The following is a 16,145-nucleotide window of genomic DNA, read 5'->3' as shown; positions in this document are numbered from 1 at the left end:
CGCGCGCCCGGCCCACCGACACGCCCGGGCCCACGGTGGCGCCTTCTTCCACGACAGCGCCCGCGCCCACGTACACGGGCCCGCGCACCGTGCCCGCGACGCGGGCCTCCGGGTGCACCCATGCTCCGGCCGCGCCGTCCTTCAGCCCCGCGAGCGGCGAGTCCTTCCCCAGCGCCTGGAGCGGCACGCGCCCTTCGAGCACGTCCCGCACCGTGGCCAGGTAGCGCGACGGCATGCCCAGGTCGGACCAGTACGCGTCCACCGCGTGCCCGCGCACCTGGAGCCCCGCCTGCATCACCCGCACGTAGACCTCGCGGTTGATGTCCTCGGGGCCCTCCGCGGTCATGAAGTCGAACACGCTGGGGGACATCACGTGCACGCCGGTGAAGTGCCACGGCGTGAGGCCCTCACCGCCCGGCCCGTGCCCCGCGATGCGGCGCACCTGCCCGCCCGCGTCCGCCTCCACCGCCGCGTACTTCTCCCCTTCCGGCATGGGCAGCAGCACCATCGTCGCCACCGCGCCGGAGGCCCGGTGCGCCGCGACCACGGGCCTCAGGTCCACCGGGAAGAGGATGTCCCCGTTGAACACGAGGAAGTCCTCGCCGGAGAGGAAGTCGCGCAGGCCGCGGATGCCGCCGCCCGTCCCCTGGATGACGGGCTCGTGCACGACGTGCAGGGGCAGCCCCGCGCGCTCGCACTCCGCGCGGGCCACCGCCGCCATCGTGTCCGGCAGGTGGTGCGTGTTGATGCCCACCGCCGTCACGCCCGCGGCCTTCAGCACCGCCAGGTGGTAGCGCAGCAGCGGCTGCCCGAGGAACGGCATGGCCGGCTTGGGCCAGCGCTCGGTGAGCGGGCGCAGGCGCGTGCCCAGGCCCGCGCAGAGGACCATCGCCTTCATGGGCTCAGGCCGCCAGCTCGGGCACGTACTTCGCCACCAGCTTCTGCAACCCGGAGAGCTCCGGCCGGCGCGCGAACGCGGCCTTCACGTAGCGCAGCGACGCGGGGATGGACACGAGGAAGCCCGGGTTGCCCTTGAAGCGGTGGATGTACTCGAAGCGGCCCGCGTCCTTCAGCTTGCGCTGGATGGTGAGCAGGTCGAAGAACGCCTTGAACTCCTTCGCGTCGATCTTCTCCCCGCTCTCCTGCTCGAACGTGGCGATGTAGCGGTCCAGCATCGTGTCCACGAAGTCGCGGTCCAGCTCCACGTAGCTGTCGCGCAAGAGCGCCACCAGGTCGTACTGGCGAGGGCCCTGGAGCGCGTCCTGGAAGTCGATGACGACCAGCTCGCCCTCCTTCACCATGATGTTGCGGCTCTGGTAGTCGCGGTGCGTGAAGCCGCGCGGCGCGGCGGCCAGCTGCTTCGCGATGTCCCGGAACGTGGCGTCCAGCTCCGCGCGCTCCTGGGCCGTGGGCTGCTTGCCGCTCCAGGCCTCCAGGCCCCACTCGCGGAAGTGGTGCAGCTCCCAGTCGTACAGGTCCTCGTCGAAGGCGCGCGTGAAGGCCAGGCAGTCCGGGTCGCGCTGCTTCTCCGCCTGCACGCGCAGCTTCGCCAGCAGGTCCACCGCGCGCGTGTAGAGCGCCTGGTTGTGGCGGCCGCCCTCCAGCGCGGACTCGAAGGTGATGTCGCTCAGGTCCTCCAGCACCATGATGCCGGCGGGCTCGTCGTAGCGGAGGATGCGCGGCACCCGCACGCCCAGCTTCTCCAGGTAGCGGTGGACGTTGATGAAGGGCAGCTCCTTCGGGGGCTCGCCCTTGGTGGCCTCCTCGCTCTTCTTCGTCGCGTCCGGCGGCATCACCATCAGCACCCAGCTGTCCGGGGCGGCGCCGACGCGGTAGTAGGAGCGGTTGCTCGCGTCGCCCTTCAGCTTCTTGATGGGGGCATCGGGGACGGGACGGCCAATGGCCTGTCCCACCTGGTCGCGAAGGGCGGCCTCAAGTTCCATGGGGGGCGGGTGCTCCGGAGGGGGAAGGAACGGCGCCCGCGAGTATCGGAGGCACGGCGCGGCGGGTCAAAGCCCGCGTGGGCCCCTCGCCCGACGGACGCCTGCCCTGTCGCCTACGCGACGAGGCGCCCCAGGGCCCCACGGCTCCGAGGCCAGGGGGACGTACCCCGGAGGGGGCAAGGGGAAACGCCCACCCGTTCGCGGCATCCTGCGTCAGGAAGGGCCATGCCTCCGGGCATGTTCCCCCTGACGGGGCGGAGCACGTATAAGGCCCCGACCCCCCCATTTTCCGGGAAGCCACGCACGATGGACATCCAACAGAACATCCTCACCGCCATTGGCCACACGCCGCTGGTGAAGCTCAACAAGCTCGTCGGTCCGAACGACGCCACCGTGCTCGTGAAGTGCGAGTTCATGAACCCCGGCGCGTCCATCAAGGACCGCATGGCGCTCTACATCATCGAAAAGGCCGAGCGGGAGGGGAAGCTCAAGCCCGGCGGCACCATCGTGGAGAACACGTCCGGCAACACCGGCATGGGCGTGGCGCTGGCCGCGGCGGTGAAGGGCTACAAGTGCATCTTCACCATGCCGGACAAGATGTCCCTGGAGAAGATCAACCGCCTGAAGGCCATGGGCGCCCAGGTCGTCGTCACGCCGACGAACGTCCCGGCGGAGGACCCGCGCAGCTACTACGAGACGTCGAAGCGGCTGGCCAAGGAGACGCCCGGCGCCTTCATGCTGAACCAGTACCACAACCCGGACAACATCGAGGCGCACTACCACACGACGGGTCCGGAGATCTTCCAGCAGACCGAGGGCAAGTTCGACTACTTCGTGTCCGGCCTGGGCACCGGCGGCACCATGAGCGGCGCCGGCAAGTTCCTCAAGGAGAAGATCCCCGGCCTGAAGAACATCGGCGTGGATCCGGAGGGCTCCGTCTACGAGGGCTACTTCAAGACGGGCAAGCTCACCGAGCCGCACGTCTACAAGGTCGAGGGCATCGGCGAGGACATGCTCTGCGGCGCCATGGACTTCAAGGTCGTGGACGACGTGCGGCAGGTGGATGACCGCATGTGCTTCAACGCCGCGCGCCGGCTGGCGCGCGAGGAGGGCATCTTCGCGGGCGGCTCGTCCGGCGCGGCGGTGCACGTGGCGGTGCAGCTGGCGAAGGAGGTCGGCAAGGGGAAGACCATCGTGGTCGTCCTGCCGGACTCCGGCAGCAGCTACATCAGCAAGTTCCACTCCGACGAGTGGATGCGCGACAACGGCTTCATGCAGGAGAAGGGCGCCGGCACCGTGCGCGACATCATCGGCGCCAAGCCCCGCGAGCTGAAGACGGCCAGGCGCGGTGACCGCGTGGACCGCGTGGTGGAGACGATGCGCAGCCACGGCATCAGCCAGATGCCGGTGGTGTCCGACGACGGGCGCGCCGTGGGCATGGTGCACGAGTACGACCTGCTCAACGCCCTGGTGGCCAGCAAGGTGAAGTTCCAGGACGCCATCGACCCCATCGTCGCCCCGCTCCAGGGCGCGGTGTCCGCCGAGGCCAGCATCGACCGGCTGCGCGAAATCTTCGCGCGCGACAACGTGGCCGTGGTGAAGGACGGCGAGACGGTCATCGCCATCGTCACGAAGATCGACCTCATCGACCACCTGCACCGCACCGCCGCCTAAAGCAGCGGGAGCGGTCGCCCCAAAACACCGAGGGCCCGGAAGGAGGAGCGAATCCTCCCTTCGGGCCCGTCGTGCTTCAGCGGTGCGGTGTGCTCAGAGCCCGGCGGGGTCCGGCTTCGTCAGGTCCAGGGCCACCATGTGGAAGCCCGTGCCGACGTGGATGAAGCCGAAGCGCTCCGCGCGGTTCTTGATGGCGTCGAGCTGCGAATAGCCCAGCAGCAGCTTGAAACCCTGGCGCCGGGCCTCGTCGCGGACGGCGGCGACGATGGCGTTGACCGCCTCGTTGCGGTCCTCCTTGGACAGCCCGGGCGCGGCGATGATGCCTTCAATCAGCGCCACGGAGCTGTCCGTGCGGTACAGGAAGCCCGCCGCCTTGTCCGGCACCACGAACCCGAACTCCGGAAGGGCATCCGGCGTCATCGTCTCTTCCCATGGCTTGCGCCACAGGTTGAGCAGCTCGTGGTGGACCTGGGGGTCGAAGCGGACGGGCTTCATGGACTAGGAGAGGAACGTCGACATCTTCTGGGCGGCGAGTTCCGTCGCGTTGCCCATGCCCAGGCTGGTGAGCGGGTTCTTGTTGGCCTTGAACAGGTCCCCGAGGATGTCGGTGACCTTGCTCTTGCCCGTCGCCAGGTTCAGCGCGCCGGACAGCAGGCTGTTGCCGCCCGCGCCGTCCATCAGGCCGGAGTTGGCGAACGCGCCCAGCGCGTTCTTGAACACGCCGCCGCCCGGGATGAGGTCGGTGGCCGCGCCCAGCAGCGACTGGAGGGGGTTCTTGCCCTGCATCAGGCCGCTGGCGAACGACATCGCCGCGCCGAGGAGCGGGTTCACCATCGTCACGAACGGCTTGACGACGTCCATCACCTTGCCGAGAGCCTTGCCGATGCCACCCATGGTCTGATCCTTTTCGGGGAGGGCCGCGCAGGCCCTCGAAGTGAGACTGACAGTGGGATTCTCGAAAGGACGCCGGAGAAGTTTCCGGTTCCCTGATTATCCGGGCCACTGCCAGAAAAAGCCCCGGAGTTCCGGGGCCTTGGCGGGACGGCTCAGCCCCGGATGGGGCCCTTCTTCGCGTCGGCCGGGTTCACGGCGGCGCCCGGCTTGGGGGCCACGGTCTGCCCGCCCTTGTTCGCGGAGCCCAGGGCGGCGCTGTAGCGCTCGTGGCTGTTGTCGCTGCTGAAGCCGTCGCGCTGCTGGGCGGGGCTGATGACGATCTCCCCGTCGATGATCTTCTGCAGGTGGGTGCCGATCTCCTCCACCGTGGCGATCTTCGGGTCGCGCGCCTTCAGCTCCTCGTCCGGGATGATCTCCAGCTGGGGCGGCTTGTCCGGGTGGATGGCGTAGTCGAGGATCTTCTCCACGTACTGCGCGACCGGGATCTTCAGCATCTCCGCCTGCTGCTTCACGTCCGCGTCGGCCAGCAGCTCCGCGCGCACCACTTCCACGGGACGCTTCAGCCGGCTGGGCGCCGGGGGAGGAACCACCTCGTTGGGGTTGGACATGGGCTTCTCCTTTGGGCCTATTGCTACCCCAGGTCAGCCCTGGAACTCAAAGTGTGGGGCGAATCGCTAGGGGGCCGGGGGGCGGCGGGCGAAGAGGGCGGTGGCCACCTCCGTCATCACCACCTCGCCGTGCTGGTTCACGACCTCCAGGCCCAGCTTCAGCGCGCCGCGGTCCGGCTTGCTCACGGAGGGCCTCGCCTCCAGCGTCGTGATGCGCACGGTGAGCGTGTCGCCCGGGCGCACGGGCTTCTTCCAGCGCAGCTCGTCCAGGCCCGGTGAGCCCATGCCGGCGGCCTTGCCCAGCAGGCCCTCCACCATGAGCTTGTGGCAGATGGCGGCGGTGTGCCAGCCGCTGGCGATGATGCCGCCGTAGATGCTCCTGGCGGCGGCGTCCTCGTCGATGTGGAAGGGCTGGGGGTCGAACTGGCGCGCGAACGCGAGGATCTCCTCGCGCGTCACCACGTACGGCCCCCGCTCCATGACCTCGCCGATGGGGAAGTCCTCGAAGTAGCGCATGGTGTCCCTTCCGTTGGTGCCGGGCCCGCCGGCGGTTCATTCCGCCCTTCCCTACCCTCCGGCGGGCCTCGCGGCTACTGCGGAAGCGGCTCCTCCGGGTCGGCCACGGACTCCGGCGTGTCCGCGGGCGGCACGGGGCCGCGCGGCCGGGCTCGGCGCGGTCGTCCGTGGGGCCGGCGGCGTGTCCTGGGCCTCCTCCGCCTGGGCCTCGTCCGCCTCCAGGGCGCTGGCCTGGACGCGGGTGGCGGACTTCAGCAGCGTCTTCTTGAGGACCAGCGTGTCGCGCACGGTGTTGCTGGAGGTGATCAGCCGCGCGGTGAGCGTGCCGCCGTCCACCACCACGTCCAGGAAGCCGTAGGCCGCGGCGTCGCGCACGGCGGTCCACGAGGGCTGGCTGGTGGCGAAGGCGCGCAGCGTGGCGCCACCGCTGCCGACGACGAGGTACGGGATGCCGCGCTGGGTGCTGGAGGCCACGTTGTCGCCGTACATGGGCTTGCTGCGCTCGTAGTCGTGGTCGTGGCCGGTGAGGACCAGGTCCACGCCGTACTTCTCGAACAGGGGGCCGAACTGGCGGCGCATGGTGAGCTGCGAGCCGTGCTCACCGCTGGACCAGGACGGATGGTGGAAGAAGACCACCGTCCACGGGCGCGTGTTCGCCGCCAGGTCCGCCTCCGCCCACGTCTTCTGCGCCGAGAGCGTGCACCGGTCCGCGGACGCCAGGCCCACCGCGCAGTTGGAGTCCAGGGAGAGGAAGTGCACCGGGCCCCAGTCGAAGGAGTAGTAGCGCTCGGAGCCCTGCGGGTTGTTGGCCGGCAGGTACATGCTGTCCAGGTAGGGCTGCGCCTGGTTCGTCACGTACTCGTGGTTGCCGGGCGTGGCGAACATGGGCACCTCGCGCAGCAGGCCCGCCATGGGCGTGAAGAGGTGCGCCTGGAACTCCGCGTCCGTGCCATTGGGGTAGGCGTTGTCACCCAGGGCCAGCAGCAGCTCCGAGCGCCACGCGGGCGTGGACATCACCGCCATCACCTTCGCCTGCATGCTGCCGCCGGTGCCGAAGTCCCCCATCGCGGTGAAGTGCGCCTTCGTGGCCGCGGAGGTCGTGGACGTCTTGAAGGAGCGCAGGCCCGTCTTGCTGCCGCAGGCCTCCACCACGTAGCCGTAGGTGCGGCCCGCGGACAGGCCGGACAGCTTCACCGCGTGGCGCGTGCCGGACACGCCCGCGCTGACGGAGGACGTGAGGCTGGTGCCCTCGCCGTAGCGCACCGTGGGGGTGCAGCTGCTGGGGGTGCGGAAGGCCACGATGGCGGACGTCTGCTTCACGCTCTGCAGGTACGGCAGGCGCGGCAGCGCGGGGCCGGAGTCGCTGGTGGACGGCGGCGCGGAGGCCGAGCACGCCCGCGCCTCCGCGATGGAGTTCCAGTCGTTTACCGTGTTGCCGTTGACGGTGACGCGCACGTAGCGCGCGCTGCGCGAGGAGAACGCCACCGTCTGCGCGGCCGTGGTGAGCGCGCTGTCCCCCGCGTACGCCTGGGTGAAGCTGCTGCCGTCGGTGGACGTGGAGACGACGAAGTGGTTCTGGCGCTCGTTGCCCCGGTGCCACGCGAGGGTGGTGCCCGTGAGCGTCTGCGAGGAACCCAGGTCCATCTGAAGCCAGACGCCCGTCCCCTGCGCGCTCCAGCGCGTGGCCAGGTCGTCGTCCTGCGTGTTGGCGGGGACGTTGCCGTCGTCGCCGCTGGCCGTCACCGCCTTCGTGACGAGCTGGTTGCAGTTGGACGCGGCGAGCGCCTCCGGCAGCGCGACGGGAGGGAGGTCGGAGTCGGTGGAAGCGGGCGGGGACTCGCAGCCAGTCGCGAGGCACGCGCCCAGAAGGCAGGTGGAGACAAGCAGTCGGTTACGCATCGCGGCGGGAACGTTGTGCAGCAGCCAACATTCCCCCTGCACCGGAGGGCAGGCCGGCTGCCTGGGGCGGAGGCGGGCGTGAGGCGCGCGCGGGGTCTGGAAACGACACAGGGCCTCCACGCGCCCGGTGTGGGGAGCGTGAAGGCCCTGGGGTTTCAGCGGGGCGTGCGCGCCGGGACTACTTCACGCGCTCGAGCGCCTGCGCGAGGTCGTCGATGAGGTCCTGCGCGTCCTCGATGCCGACGGACAGGCGGATGAAGCCGTCCGCGATGCCCAGCTTCTCCCGCGTCTCCCTGGGGATGGAGGCGTGGGTCATGATGGCGGGGTGCTCGATGAGGGACTCGACGCCGCCCAGGGACTCGGCGCAGGCGAAGACCTTCACCGTCTTGAGGAAGGTGCGCGCCGCCTCCAGGCCGCCGTGGATGTCGAACGTCAGCATGCCGCCGAAGCCGGTCATCTGCTGCTTGGCGAGCGCATACTGCGGATGCGTCTCCAGGCCCGGGTAGGTGACCTTCTTCACCTGCTTGTGCGTGGACAGGTACTGGGCCACCTTCATCGCGTTCTGCGCGTGGCGGTCCATGCGCACGTGCAGCGTCTTCACGCCGCGCAGCACGAGGAAGCTGTCGAAGGCGCCGGACACGCCGCCCACCGCGTTCTGCAGGAAGTACATCCGCTCCGCGACGTCGTCGCGGCTGGTGCAGACGAAGCCGCCCACCACGTCGCTGTGGCCGTTGAGGTACTTCGTCGTGGAGTGCGCCACGACGTCGAAGCCCAGCGACAGCGGCTTCTGGAAGTACGGCGTCATGAACGTGTTGTCCGCGACGGACAGGATGCCGCGCTTCTTGGCGATTTCGGCGATGCGGCCCAGGTCGATGAGCTTGAGCATCGGGTTCGTCGGCGTCTCCACCCAGACCATCTTCGTCTTCGGGGTGATGGCCGCCTCGAAGTTCTCCGGCTTGGAGAGGTCCACGAAGGAGAAGTTCAGGCCGGAGCGCTTGAACACCTTGTCGAAGATGCGGAAGGTGCCGCCGTACACGTCGTCGGAGACGATGACGTGGTCACCGGCCTCCAGCATGTGCATCAGCATGTCCGTGCCGGCGAGGCCGGACGCGAACGCGGCGCCGTACTTCGCGCCCTCCAGCGCGGCCAGGCAGTCCTGCAGCGCCTTGCGCGTGGGGTTCTGCGTGCGGCTGTACTCGTAGCCCTTGTGCTCCCCCGGCCCGTCCTGGACGTAGGTGGAGGTCAGGTAGACGGGCGTCATGATGGCGCCGTGGTGGGATCCGGCTCCTGGCCGGCATGGATGGCGAGCGTGTCGAAGCGCATGGCCCGCGACCTAACACAGTCCCACCGGCCGCGCAGCGTCCCCGCCCCTGTTCCGGGGTCCTACTCGAAGCGCCCGTGCCGGCCCGCGCCCCGGGCGAACCGGGTGGTCCCGGGGATGGACTCCGTCTGGAGCACCTCCACCCCGCCCTGGAACTCCTGGCGCATCGCGTCTTCGAACGCCAGGTCGGCCTGGGCGTAGGCGGAGGCCCGGTCCGCGTTCATGCAGGCCTGGGGGAAGGCGGCGATTTGCGCGGCCAGCGCCTCGGCGGCGGCCCGGGCCTCGCCCCTCGGCACCACGCGGTTGACCAGGCCCATGCCCAGCGCCTCGGCGGCGGAGACAGGGCGGCCAGTGAGGATGAGGTCCAGGGCGCGTGACAGGCCAATCAGCCGGGGCAGGCGCACGGTGCCCCCGTCGATGAGGGGCACCCCCCAGCGGCGGCAGAAGACGCCCAGCACCGCGTCCTCCTCCGCCACGCGCAAATCACACCACAGGGCCAGCTCCAGGCCGCCCGCCACCGCGTGGCCACTGATGGCGGCCACGACGGGCTTGGACAGCCGCAGGCGCGAAGGCCCCATGGGCCCGTCCCCGTCCGGCTCCAGACGCAGGAGGCGACCCTCGGACACGGCCTTCAGGTCCGCGCCCGCGCAGAACGTCCCCGCGTCGCCGTACAGCACGCCCACGCGCGCGTCGGGGTCCGCGTCGAAGGCACGGAAGGCGTCCGCCAGCGCCTGGGCCGTGCTGGCGTCCACCGCGTTGCGGACCTCCGGCCGGTGGAGGATGACGGTGGTGACGGGGCCGTTCTTCTCGACGCGCACGCTCATGGGCACGGGTTTTCCCCCGCCCCCGGGGCGGCCTGCAATATGAGGGGGCGCATGGCGGACGAAGGCAAAGAGGACACACCGGGCGCGGGCATGTTCGAGAACCGCCTGCGCAAGAACGCGAAGCGCCTGCGCAAGTGGGCGCGCGCGCAGGGGCTCACCGCCTTCCGCGTCTACGACCGGGACATCCCCGAGTACTCCTACGCGGTGGACCTCTACGGCGACCACGCCCACGTCGTGGAGTTCCCCCGCCGCAAGGCCCACGCGAAGGGCGCGAACGCGGACGCCGACCGCGCGGAGGTGCTCGCCGCGGTCACCTCCGTGCTGGGCGTGCCGCCCGAGCGCACGTCCGTGAAGACGCACACGCCCCAGCCCTGGGGCCGCTCGCAGTATGGCCGCGTGGGTGAGGGCAGCGAGCGGCTGGTGGTGGAGGAGCAGGGCCTCAAGTTCTGGGTGAACCTGGGCGACTACCTGGACACCGGCCTCTTCATGGACCACCGCAACACCCGCGCGCGCGTGCGCGGCGAGGCGAAGGGGAAGCACTTCCTCAACCTCTTCGCGTACACCGGCGCGTTCACCGTGTACGCGGCGGCGGGCGGCGCGGCGGACAGCGTGAGCGTGGACCTGTCCAACACGTACCTGGACTGGGCGGAGGACAACCTGGTCCTCAACGGCCTGGCGGACCCGCGCCACGTGCTCATCCGCGCGGACGCGAAGGCGTGGCTGGAAGACCAGGCGAAGCACGGCGAGGACCGCTACGACCTCATCGTCTGCGACCCGCCGTCGTTCTCCACGTCGAAGAAGATGTCGGGGACCTTCGACGTGCAGCGCGACCACGTGCGGATGCTGGAACACCTCCGGGCGCTCATGGCCCCCGGAGGCGTCCTCTACTTCTCCACCAACTTCCTGGGCTTCGAGCTGAAGGACTCCGCGACCCGGGGCATGGAGAAGGTGGAGGAACTCACCCCCCGCTCCATCCCCGAGGACTTCCACCGCAAGGAGATCCACCGCTGCTGGCGCATGGTGGCCCCCTCGCGGTGAGCGTCAGCCGCTGACGGCTACAGCCAGCAGACGTTGTCCTGGCAGCGCTCGCCGGACGGGCACTCGCAGTTGGCCTGGCAGACCTTGCCGGAGCCGTGGTTCACCGGCTTGCACTGGCCGCTCGCGCACATCTGGCCGGCCGGGCACTCGCAGTTGGCGCGGCACACCGTGCCGGTGGTCCCCGCGTCCGTGGAGGGCTGCGCCGGGGGCAGCTTGCACTTGCCGCTGGTGCAGACCTCACCGGACGGGCACTCGCAGTTCACCGTGCAGGACCAGTTGCTCCCCGAGCCCGCGTCCGGCGTGGGCAGCTTGCAGTAGCCGTTGGTGCACGTCTGGCCGGAGGGGCAGTCGCAGTTGGCCTGGCACGCCTGGCCCGGGTCGGCTGCGGCGACTTGCACTGGCCGCTGGTGCAGACCTGGCCCGCCGGGCACTCGCAGTTGGCCTGGCACTGGCCGCCGGCAGGAATCGGCAGGCAGTAGCCCACCTCGCACTTGGTGTCCGCCGAGCACTCCGTCGTGGAGGTGCAGGGCGCGCGGCACTGGCCGTTCACGCAGTCGCGGCCGTTGGGGCACTGGGCCTCCGTGGTGCAGGCGTTCGGGTCCGGCTGCGGCGTCTGGCACAGGCCCTGGAAGCACACGCCGCCGGGGCCGCACTTGTCGTCGCTGTCGCACTCCTTCCGGCAGGTGCCGTTGATGCAGTAGCTGTCCGTGCCGCAGTCAGTATTGACCCGGCAGGTGGGGGCGGAGCCGCCGTCCGTGCCCGCGTCCGGCTTCGTGCCGCCGTCCGTGCCCGCGTCCGGCCGGGTGCCGCCGTCCGTCTTGGTGCCGCCGTCCGTCTTGGTGCCGCCGTCCGTGGTGCCGGTGGTGGTGGTGCAGAAGTTGTCCTTGCAGCGGCCGCCCGCGCCACATTCCGAGTCGCGGTAGCAGGACTGGGCGCACCAGCCGTTGATGCACATCTGCGTGCCGGGACACTCGCTGGAGTACACGCAGGTCTGGGAGTTGGAGCCCAGGTCCAGCAGCTGCCGGAGTGACAGTACTGGTTGGAGCCACAGTCGGACGTGGAGGAGCAGCCGTAGCTGGTGTCGTAGTCGTCGTCGGGCCAGTACCCGCCGCCGCTCGTCTCGAGGATGCAACCCGACAGCAGGCCTAACAGCGCAAGGAACGGCACGTACAACATGCCGCGAAGCGTGGTGTTCCTCATGAGTGGGGGCTCCAAAGGAATGGGATGGGTCCGGACCGGCCACCGGGGGGGTCATCCGATTTCGAGAGCCTTCGACGCAAGAGGGGGCCGGATTGATCAAATAATTTTGATCTTTTTTCGTCTCTCCGGAGACCCAGGGGCACGGAGGCAGTGTGCTCGTCTGGACCACCGACACAGACTGGAGGGCGTTCCTGGAGGAAGGGGACGTCCGGCGTCGCCCTGAAGGAGAAGCCCTGGTGTTCAGCCGAGGAGCGCGCACGTGGGCCTCCGCGGCCCCGCCGGAGTCCGGCGTGGGCGTGGTGGGCGCGCGCGCTCCGGCCTCCTCCGACGAGGCCCACCTGCGGCTCCTGGTCCACCGCATCCAGGAGGGGGACCTGGCCGCCTTCGAGCAGCTCTACGAGGCCACGAAGCAGGACGTGGCGCGCACGCTGCGCCACCTGGTGGGAAACCGGGTGGAGGTGGACGACCTGCTCCAGGAGACGTACCTGCGGCTGCTCACGGCGGTGAAGGGCTTCCGGGGCGAGTCGCGCTTCAGGACGTTCCTCTACCGGGTGTGCGCCAACGTGGCGCTCAGCCATCTGAGGTGGAAGCGCCGCCGGCCGGAGGACCCCTTCGCGGACCCGCCGGAGGTGGTGGCCACGGGCGAGGACCCGGAGCGCGCCGCGGAGCGTCGTCAGGCGGCCCGGCTGGTGGAGGCGGCGCTGGAGAAGCTCAAGCCCAAGAAGCGCATCGTCTTCGTCTACCACGAGCTGTGCGGCATGAGCCCGGACGAGATTGCCCTCGCCGTGGGAAGCTCCGCCAACACCGTGCGCAGCCGCCTGCACCACGCGAGACTGGAGTTCACCGAGGCCATGCAGCGTCTGGTCGTCGCCCGGCCGGTGGGAGGTTCCCATGGCCGGCCATGAGACGCAGGCCCTGTGGGCGCTGGCCGCGGGGGAGCTGGATGCGGCCGCCCAGGCCCGAGTGGAGGCGCACGTCGCGGAGTGCGCCGCGTGCGCGGCGGAGTGGAAGCGCGTGGTGGAGGCCCGGGCGCTGCTGCACTCGGCGCGCTCGGTGGAGCCCTCCGTGCGGTGGGAGGAGACCGGGGCGAAGCTGAAGGCCCAGGCGGCGAAGCGGATGGCCCGGCGCGAGCCGAGGTTCCTGTCGCCCTGGGCGATGACGCTCGCGGGGGCCTGCGCCGTCGCGCTGGTGCTGTGGCTGGGCGGTTCGCTCTGGAAGGAGGCCGGGACACAGGCCCCGTCGGTCATCGCGACGGGTTCGGGCCCCGAGACCGCGCCGGCCGGGGTGAAGGCCGCCGGCCAACCTGGGGCCACGGCAGAAGCCGTCGCGGCCCGGCCGGACAGTGGCGCCTGGGAAGCAAGAGGCGGTCGCGGTGCAGCCAGCGGGAGCGCCTGGGAAGCAGGAAGCCGTCGCGGTCCCCCCGGACCTGACGCCTGCGAAGCAAGAAGCGGTCGCGGCCCGCCCGGACCTGACGCCTGCGAAGCAAGAAGCGGTCGCGGTTCGGCCGGAGGCTGCGTCCGAGAAGCACGAGGCGGTCGCGGTCCGGCCGGAGCCAGCCTCCGAGAAGCAAGAGGCGGTCGCGGTCCGGCCGGAGGCTGCGTCCACCACGGAGGCGGAGCGCGTGAGCGGCGCGGTGCTGCGGGAGGCCTCCGGTTCGGAGCATGCGCTGGCGGCCGGGATGCGGCTTCGCTCCGGCATGGCGGTGCGGACGCCCCCGAAGGCTTCGGCGGTGCTGCGGCTTCCGGATGCGAGCCGGGTGCGGCTGTCGGCGGACTCGGACGTGGTGTTCGCGCGCGCGGAGCCGAACGCCGTGCACCTGACCGTCCAGCAGGGACGGCTCTCCGTGAGTGCCTCTCATGCGAAGCGCGAGGCGTTCCTCGTGGAGTCCGCCGGCCTGCGCGTCTCCGTCGTGGGGACGGTCTTCTCGGTGGAGCGCACGGCGACCGGTGCCGCGGTGGCGGTCCTGGAAGGACGCGTGCGCGTGGACGCGGAGGGCCAGCCTCCGCGCTTCGTGGACGCGGGTGAACGCGTGGAGCTCGCTGGCACGGGCGAAGCCATGAAGCCCCGCGCCCTCTCCGCCGGAGACCGGCAGGCGTTCCGCGCCCTGCGCGCCGCCGAACCGGGCCCCGCGGTCGCGAGCGTCCTGCCCACGAAGAAGGCCCCTCCACGACCGGAGGGCGGCAGCGCCCCGCGCCAGTCCGTTGCCACGGCTGCCAATCCGTTGGATGCGCCCGCGCCCGGCACGCCGCCCGTGGAGGACGCCGCCGCACCGTCGCAGGCCATCGCCAACGTGACGCCGGACTCCCCTGCCCCGGAGACCCCGCGCCAATCCGTTGCCACCGCCTCCAATCCCTTGGAGAGCGCTCCGGCCCAGGCGCAGGCGGCCAACACGGAGATTCCCCAGGCGGTGGCCGTGACTCCGAACGAGACCTCTCCGTCCGACGACTTCGTGCCCTACCCCGGCACGCCGGCGGGCTCGCTCGCGTCCTCCGCGCCCCTGCCGACGCCGGGCGCCGTGCAGGCTCCGTCCATGGCCCCGGCCGCTCCCACGGAGCCGCGCAAGCGCAAGACGCTGGGCGCGCTCGTCCCGGGCGGACTCCTGTCGGACGACTCCGACGAGCGGTTCCTCGGCTACGCCAAGGTGCAGACCGCCGCCGCCACGTGCGGGCGCTTCCTCGTGGGGCTCGGGGAGATCGCCGTCGCCAGCCCGCGCACGGGCCACCGGGAAGAGGCCCGCATCCTGCGCGGCCGCTGCTTCAACAAGCAGCACCAGCCCTCGGACGCGGAGGACGAGTTCCGCCAGTACCTCCGCGAGTTCCCCAACGGCCGCTACGCCACCGAGGCCCGCATCGCCCTGGGCCTGTCCGCCGAGCCGCAGCCGGGCGCACCCGCGAGGGCCCCCGCGCCCCTGCCGGTCCCCACGCCCGTCACGCCGCGGTGGAACGGCTCGCCGCAGCGGACGCCCGTCAGCCCCGGGGTTCCTCGTCGCTGGTGAACTCCGCGTCCACCTCGCCCCCTTCGCTCCGGGGGCGACGGAAGGTCGCGGGGCCCTCCGAGGGCTCCGCCGTCGCGGGCGCCTCCTGCGAATCGAAGCGCCGGGCGTCCTGGAACGGGTCCTCGCCCGGCATGGGCCCGACGCCACCGAACTGCGTGAACCGCACGGCGCCCGACTGCAGCGTCTGCTCCAGCGAGCGCCGCACCCGCGCCGTCATCCAGCGGCGCACCGGCGGCACCATCAGCGCCAGCCCCATCACGTCCGAGATGAACCCCGGCGCGATGAGCAGCGCCCCGCCCACCAGAATCAGCACGCCGTTGAGCAGGCCCTCCTCGGGCACGCCGCCGCCAGCCATGGCTTCACGCCAGTTGCGGAACACCCGCTCGCCCTGCCTCCGGGCGATGAGGCTTCCCAGCACGGCGGAGCCCGCCAGCAGCGCGAGCGTGGCGCCCAAGCCGATGTGGTGCCCCAGCGTGATCAGCAGGTACAGCTCCGCCAGGGGCAACAGGATGCAGACGATGACGAGGACCTTGAGCACGCTGGCACGTTAACGCCAGATTCACTCCCGCGCTCATTGCCAGCCGGACAACGCGTGTTCCCGGCGGTGAGCGCCTGCCAGGGTCGCCGCCGCCCCGTGGGGTGGCCCCCGCCCGGCTCACTCGCCGTTGAGCTGCCCCATCAGGAAGCGCATCACGAAGAAGAGGATGGCGAAGCCGCCCACCGCGAAGAGCACCAGCCGCGTCGACAGCGACATGCGCTCGGACGGCAGGCCCAGCGAGTCCACCCGCTCCGCCCGGTTCATCGCCTCCTCCAGGCCGGGGGTGATCTCCATGGGCTTCGCGGTGCGCCGGTAGAGCTCCGTGCGCAGGTACTGCTCCACCACCATCTCCGTGTCGGAGCCCGTGAGGACCCGCCCCAGCTGCGGGTCGAACAGCCGGAGCTGGGCCTTGTGGGCCAGCGCGGCGGCTTCGGTCAGGGCCTCGCGGATGAGCTCCTCGCGGTCCTCCAGCGGCACGCGCAGCTCCGTGCCCACCACCCGCTTGCCGTCGCGCAGGGGCAGCACCTCCACGGCGCCCACCCCCAGGTCCCACTCGCGCACGCCGTCCGGGCGGACGTCCCCGGGCGCGCCGCCAGCAGGGCCTCCACCCGTTCCGTGTCGAAGGGGGCGCCCGGCGCCCGCGCCTGAAGGACCAACTCGTAACTCACGCGGGTTGCGAGTATACGCCGCCCGTT

Annotated in this window: 17 protein-coding genes and 3 pseudogenes; 7 read left to right on the top strand and 13 right to left on the bottom strand. The window is 71.0% G+C overall.

Annotated elements, in window-relative coordinates; translation table 11 throughout:
• Positions 1-898 (bottom strand): sugar phosphate nucleotidyltransferase (locus ACLEQD_RS18855; protein WP_410385702.1); only part of this gene is annotated, 898 nt, incomplete at its 3' end.
• A 4-nt stretch (positions 899-902) separates the two neighbouring features.
• A complete protein-coding gene (locus ACLEQD_RS18850; protein ID WP_410385701.1) occupies positions 903-1,943 on the bottom strand; it encodes an aminoglycoside phosphotransferase family protein in 1,041 nt (346 codons plus the stop codon).
• Between the two features lie 306 nt (positions 1,944-2,249).
• Here ACLEQD_RS18850 and ACLEQD_RS18845 point away from each other — a divergent pair, with 306 nt between their 5' ends.
• Positions 2,250-3,617: a pyridoxal-phosphate dependent enzyme gene (locus tag ACLEQD_RS18845; protein ID WP_410385700.1), complete on the top strand. Its 1,368-nt coding sequence runs from the start codon at positions 2,250-2,252 to the stop codon at positions 3,615-3,617.
• 93 nt (positions 3,618-3,710) lie between these two features.
• On the opposite strand, the gene ACLEQD_RS18840 is transcribed toward ACLEQD_RS18845, so the two are convergent.
• From ACLEQD_RS18840 to ACLEQD_RS18810, 7 genes and pseudogenes are all read right to left on the bottom strand, one after another.
• A complete protein-coding gene (locus ACLEQD_RS18840) occupies positions 3,711-4,112 on the bottom strand; it encodes a hypothetical protein (RefSeq protein ID WP_410385699.1) in 402 nt (133 codons plus the stop codon).
• Positions 4,113-4,115: 3 nt separating this feature from the next.
• Entirely contained in the window at positions 4,116-4,511 is a 396-nt protein-coding gene (locus ACLEQD_RS18835) for a hypothetical protein (RefSeq protein ID WP_410385698.1), read from the bottom strand.
• A 152-nt stretch (positions 4,512-4,663) separates the two neighbouring features.
• Positions 4,664-5,119: a hypothetical protein gene (locus ACLEQD_RS18830; RefSeq protein ID WP_410385697.1), complete on the bottom strand. Its 456-nt coding sequence runs from the start codon at positions 5,117-5,119 to the stop codon at positions 4,664-4,666.
• Positions 5,120-5,185: 66 nt separating this feature from the next.
• A complete protein-coding gene (locus ACLEQD_RS18825; RefSeq protein WP_410385696.1) occupies positions 5,186-5,635 on the bottom strand; it encodes a MaoC family dehydratase in 450 nt (149 codons plus the stop codon).
• Between the two features lie 51 nt (positions 5,636-5,686).
• Positions 5,687-7,534, bottom strand: coding sequence for a discoidin domain-containing protein (locus tag ACLEQD_RS18820; protein ID WP_410385695.1), 1,848 nt, complete (start codon positions 7,532-7,534; stop codon positions 5,687-5,689).
• 178 nt (positions 7,535-7,712) lie between these two features.
• Positions 7,713-8,857 (bottom strand): annotated as a pseudogene (locus ACLEQD_RS18815) (cystathionine gamma-synthase).
• Positions 8,858-8,917: 60 nt separating this feature from the next.
• On the bottom strand, positions 8,918-9,679 hold the full coding sequence (locus ACLEQD_RS18810; RefSeq protein ID WP_410385694.1) for a crotonase/enoyl-CoA hydratase family protein: 762 nt from the start codon (positions 9,677-9,679) through the stop codon (positions 8,918-8,920).
• A gap of 51 nt (positions 9,680-9,730) precedes the next feature.
• Between ACLEQD_RS18810 and ACLEQD_RS18805 the strand changes: the two genes are divergently transcribed.
• Positions 9,731-10,717: a class I SAM-dependent methyltransferase gene (locus tag ACLEQD_RS18805; RefSeq protein WP_410385693.1), complete on the top strand. Its 987-nt coding sequence runs from the start codon at positions 9,731-9,733 to the stop codon at positions 10,715-10,717.
• A 17-nt stretch (positions 10,718-10,734) separates the two neighbouring features.
• Here ACLEQD_RS18805 and ACLEQD_RS18800 read toward each other — a convergent pair whose 3' ends face one another.
• Positions 10,735-10,980, bottom strand: a complete 246-nt coding sequence (locus tag ACLEQD_RS18800) for a hypothetical protein (RefSeq protein WP_410385703.1) — start codon at positions 10,978-10,980, stop codon at positions 10,735-10,737.
• Between the two features lie 75 nt (positions 10,981-11,055).
• Positions 11,056-11,115 (bottom strand): annotated as a pseudogene (locus ACLEQD_RS18795) (hypothetical protein); the annotation flags it as partial.
• A 93-nt stretch (positions 11,116-11,208) separates the two neighbouring features.
• Here ACLEQD_RS18795 and ACLEQD_RS18790 point away from each other — a divergent pair.
• The 5 genes and pseudogenes from ACLEQD_RS18790 to ACLEQD_RS18770 all read left to right on the top strand — a co-directional run bounded on the left by ACLEQD_RS18790 (position 11,209) and on the right by ACLEQD_RS18770 (position 14,912).
• Complete coding sequence (locus ACLEQD_RS18790; RefSeq protein ID WP_410385692.1) at positions 11,209-11,418, top strand: hypothetical protein; 210 nt, start codon at positions 11,209-11,211, stop codon at positions 11,416-11,418.
• A gap of 6 nt (positions 11,419-11,424) precedes the next feature.
• The gene (locus ACLEQD_RS18785) at positions 11,425-11,640 is read left to right on the top strand and encodes a hypothetical protein (RefSeq protein WP_410385691.1); all 216 of its coding nucleotides are present in this window, start codon (positions 11,425-11,427) and stop codon (positions 11,638-11,640) included.
• A 513-nt stretch (positions 11,641-12,153) separates the two neighbouring features.
• Positions 12,154-12,822 (top strand): RNA polymerase sigma factor, encoded by a 669-nt coding sequence (locus ACLEQD_RS18780; RefSeq protein ID WP_410385690.1) that lies wholly within the window; start codon positions 12,154-12,156, stop codon positions 12,820-12,822.
• Positions 12,809-12,904: pseudogene (locus ACLEQD_RS18775) on the top strand (zf-HC2 domain-containing protein); the annotation flags it as partial. The gene ACLEQD_RS18780 and the pseudogene ACLEQD_RS18775, both read left to right, overlap by 14 nt.
• 634 nt (positions 12,905-13,538) lie before the next feature.
• Positions 13,539-14,912, top strand: a complete 1,374-nt coding sequence (locus ACLEQD_RS18770; RefSeq protein WP_410385689.1) for a FecR domain-containing protein — start codon at positions 13,539-13,541, stop codon at positions 14,910-14,912.
• Here the strand turns inward: ACLEQD_RS18770 and ACLEQD_RS18765 are convergent.
• A complete protein-coding gene (locus tag ACLEQD_RS18765; protein WP_410385688.1) occupies positions 14,884-15,450 on the bottom strand; it encodes an FxsA family protein in 567 nt (188 codons plus the stop codon). The two genes, ACLEQD_RS18770 and ACLEQD_RS18765, sit on opposite strands and share 29 nt — an antisense overlap.
• 117 nt (positions 15,451-15,567) lie before the next feature.
• Positions 15,568-16,145: hypothetical protein (locus ACLEQD_RS18760; protein WP_410385687.1), on the bottom strand; the 578-nt coding region annotated here is incomplete at its 5' end.

The organism is Corallococcus sp. 4LFB (assembly GCF_046520365.1).
In the GTDB taxonomy this organism is placed as follows: Bacteria; Myxococcota; Myxococcia; order Myxococcales; family Myxococcaceae; genus Corallococcus; species Corallococcus caeni.
The sequence above is the reverse complement of the archived record's forward strand: the minus strand, read 5'-3'. Positions and strand labels throughout refer to the sequence as shown.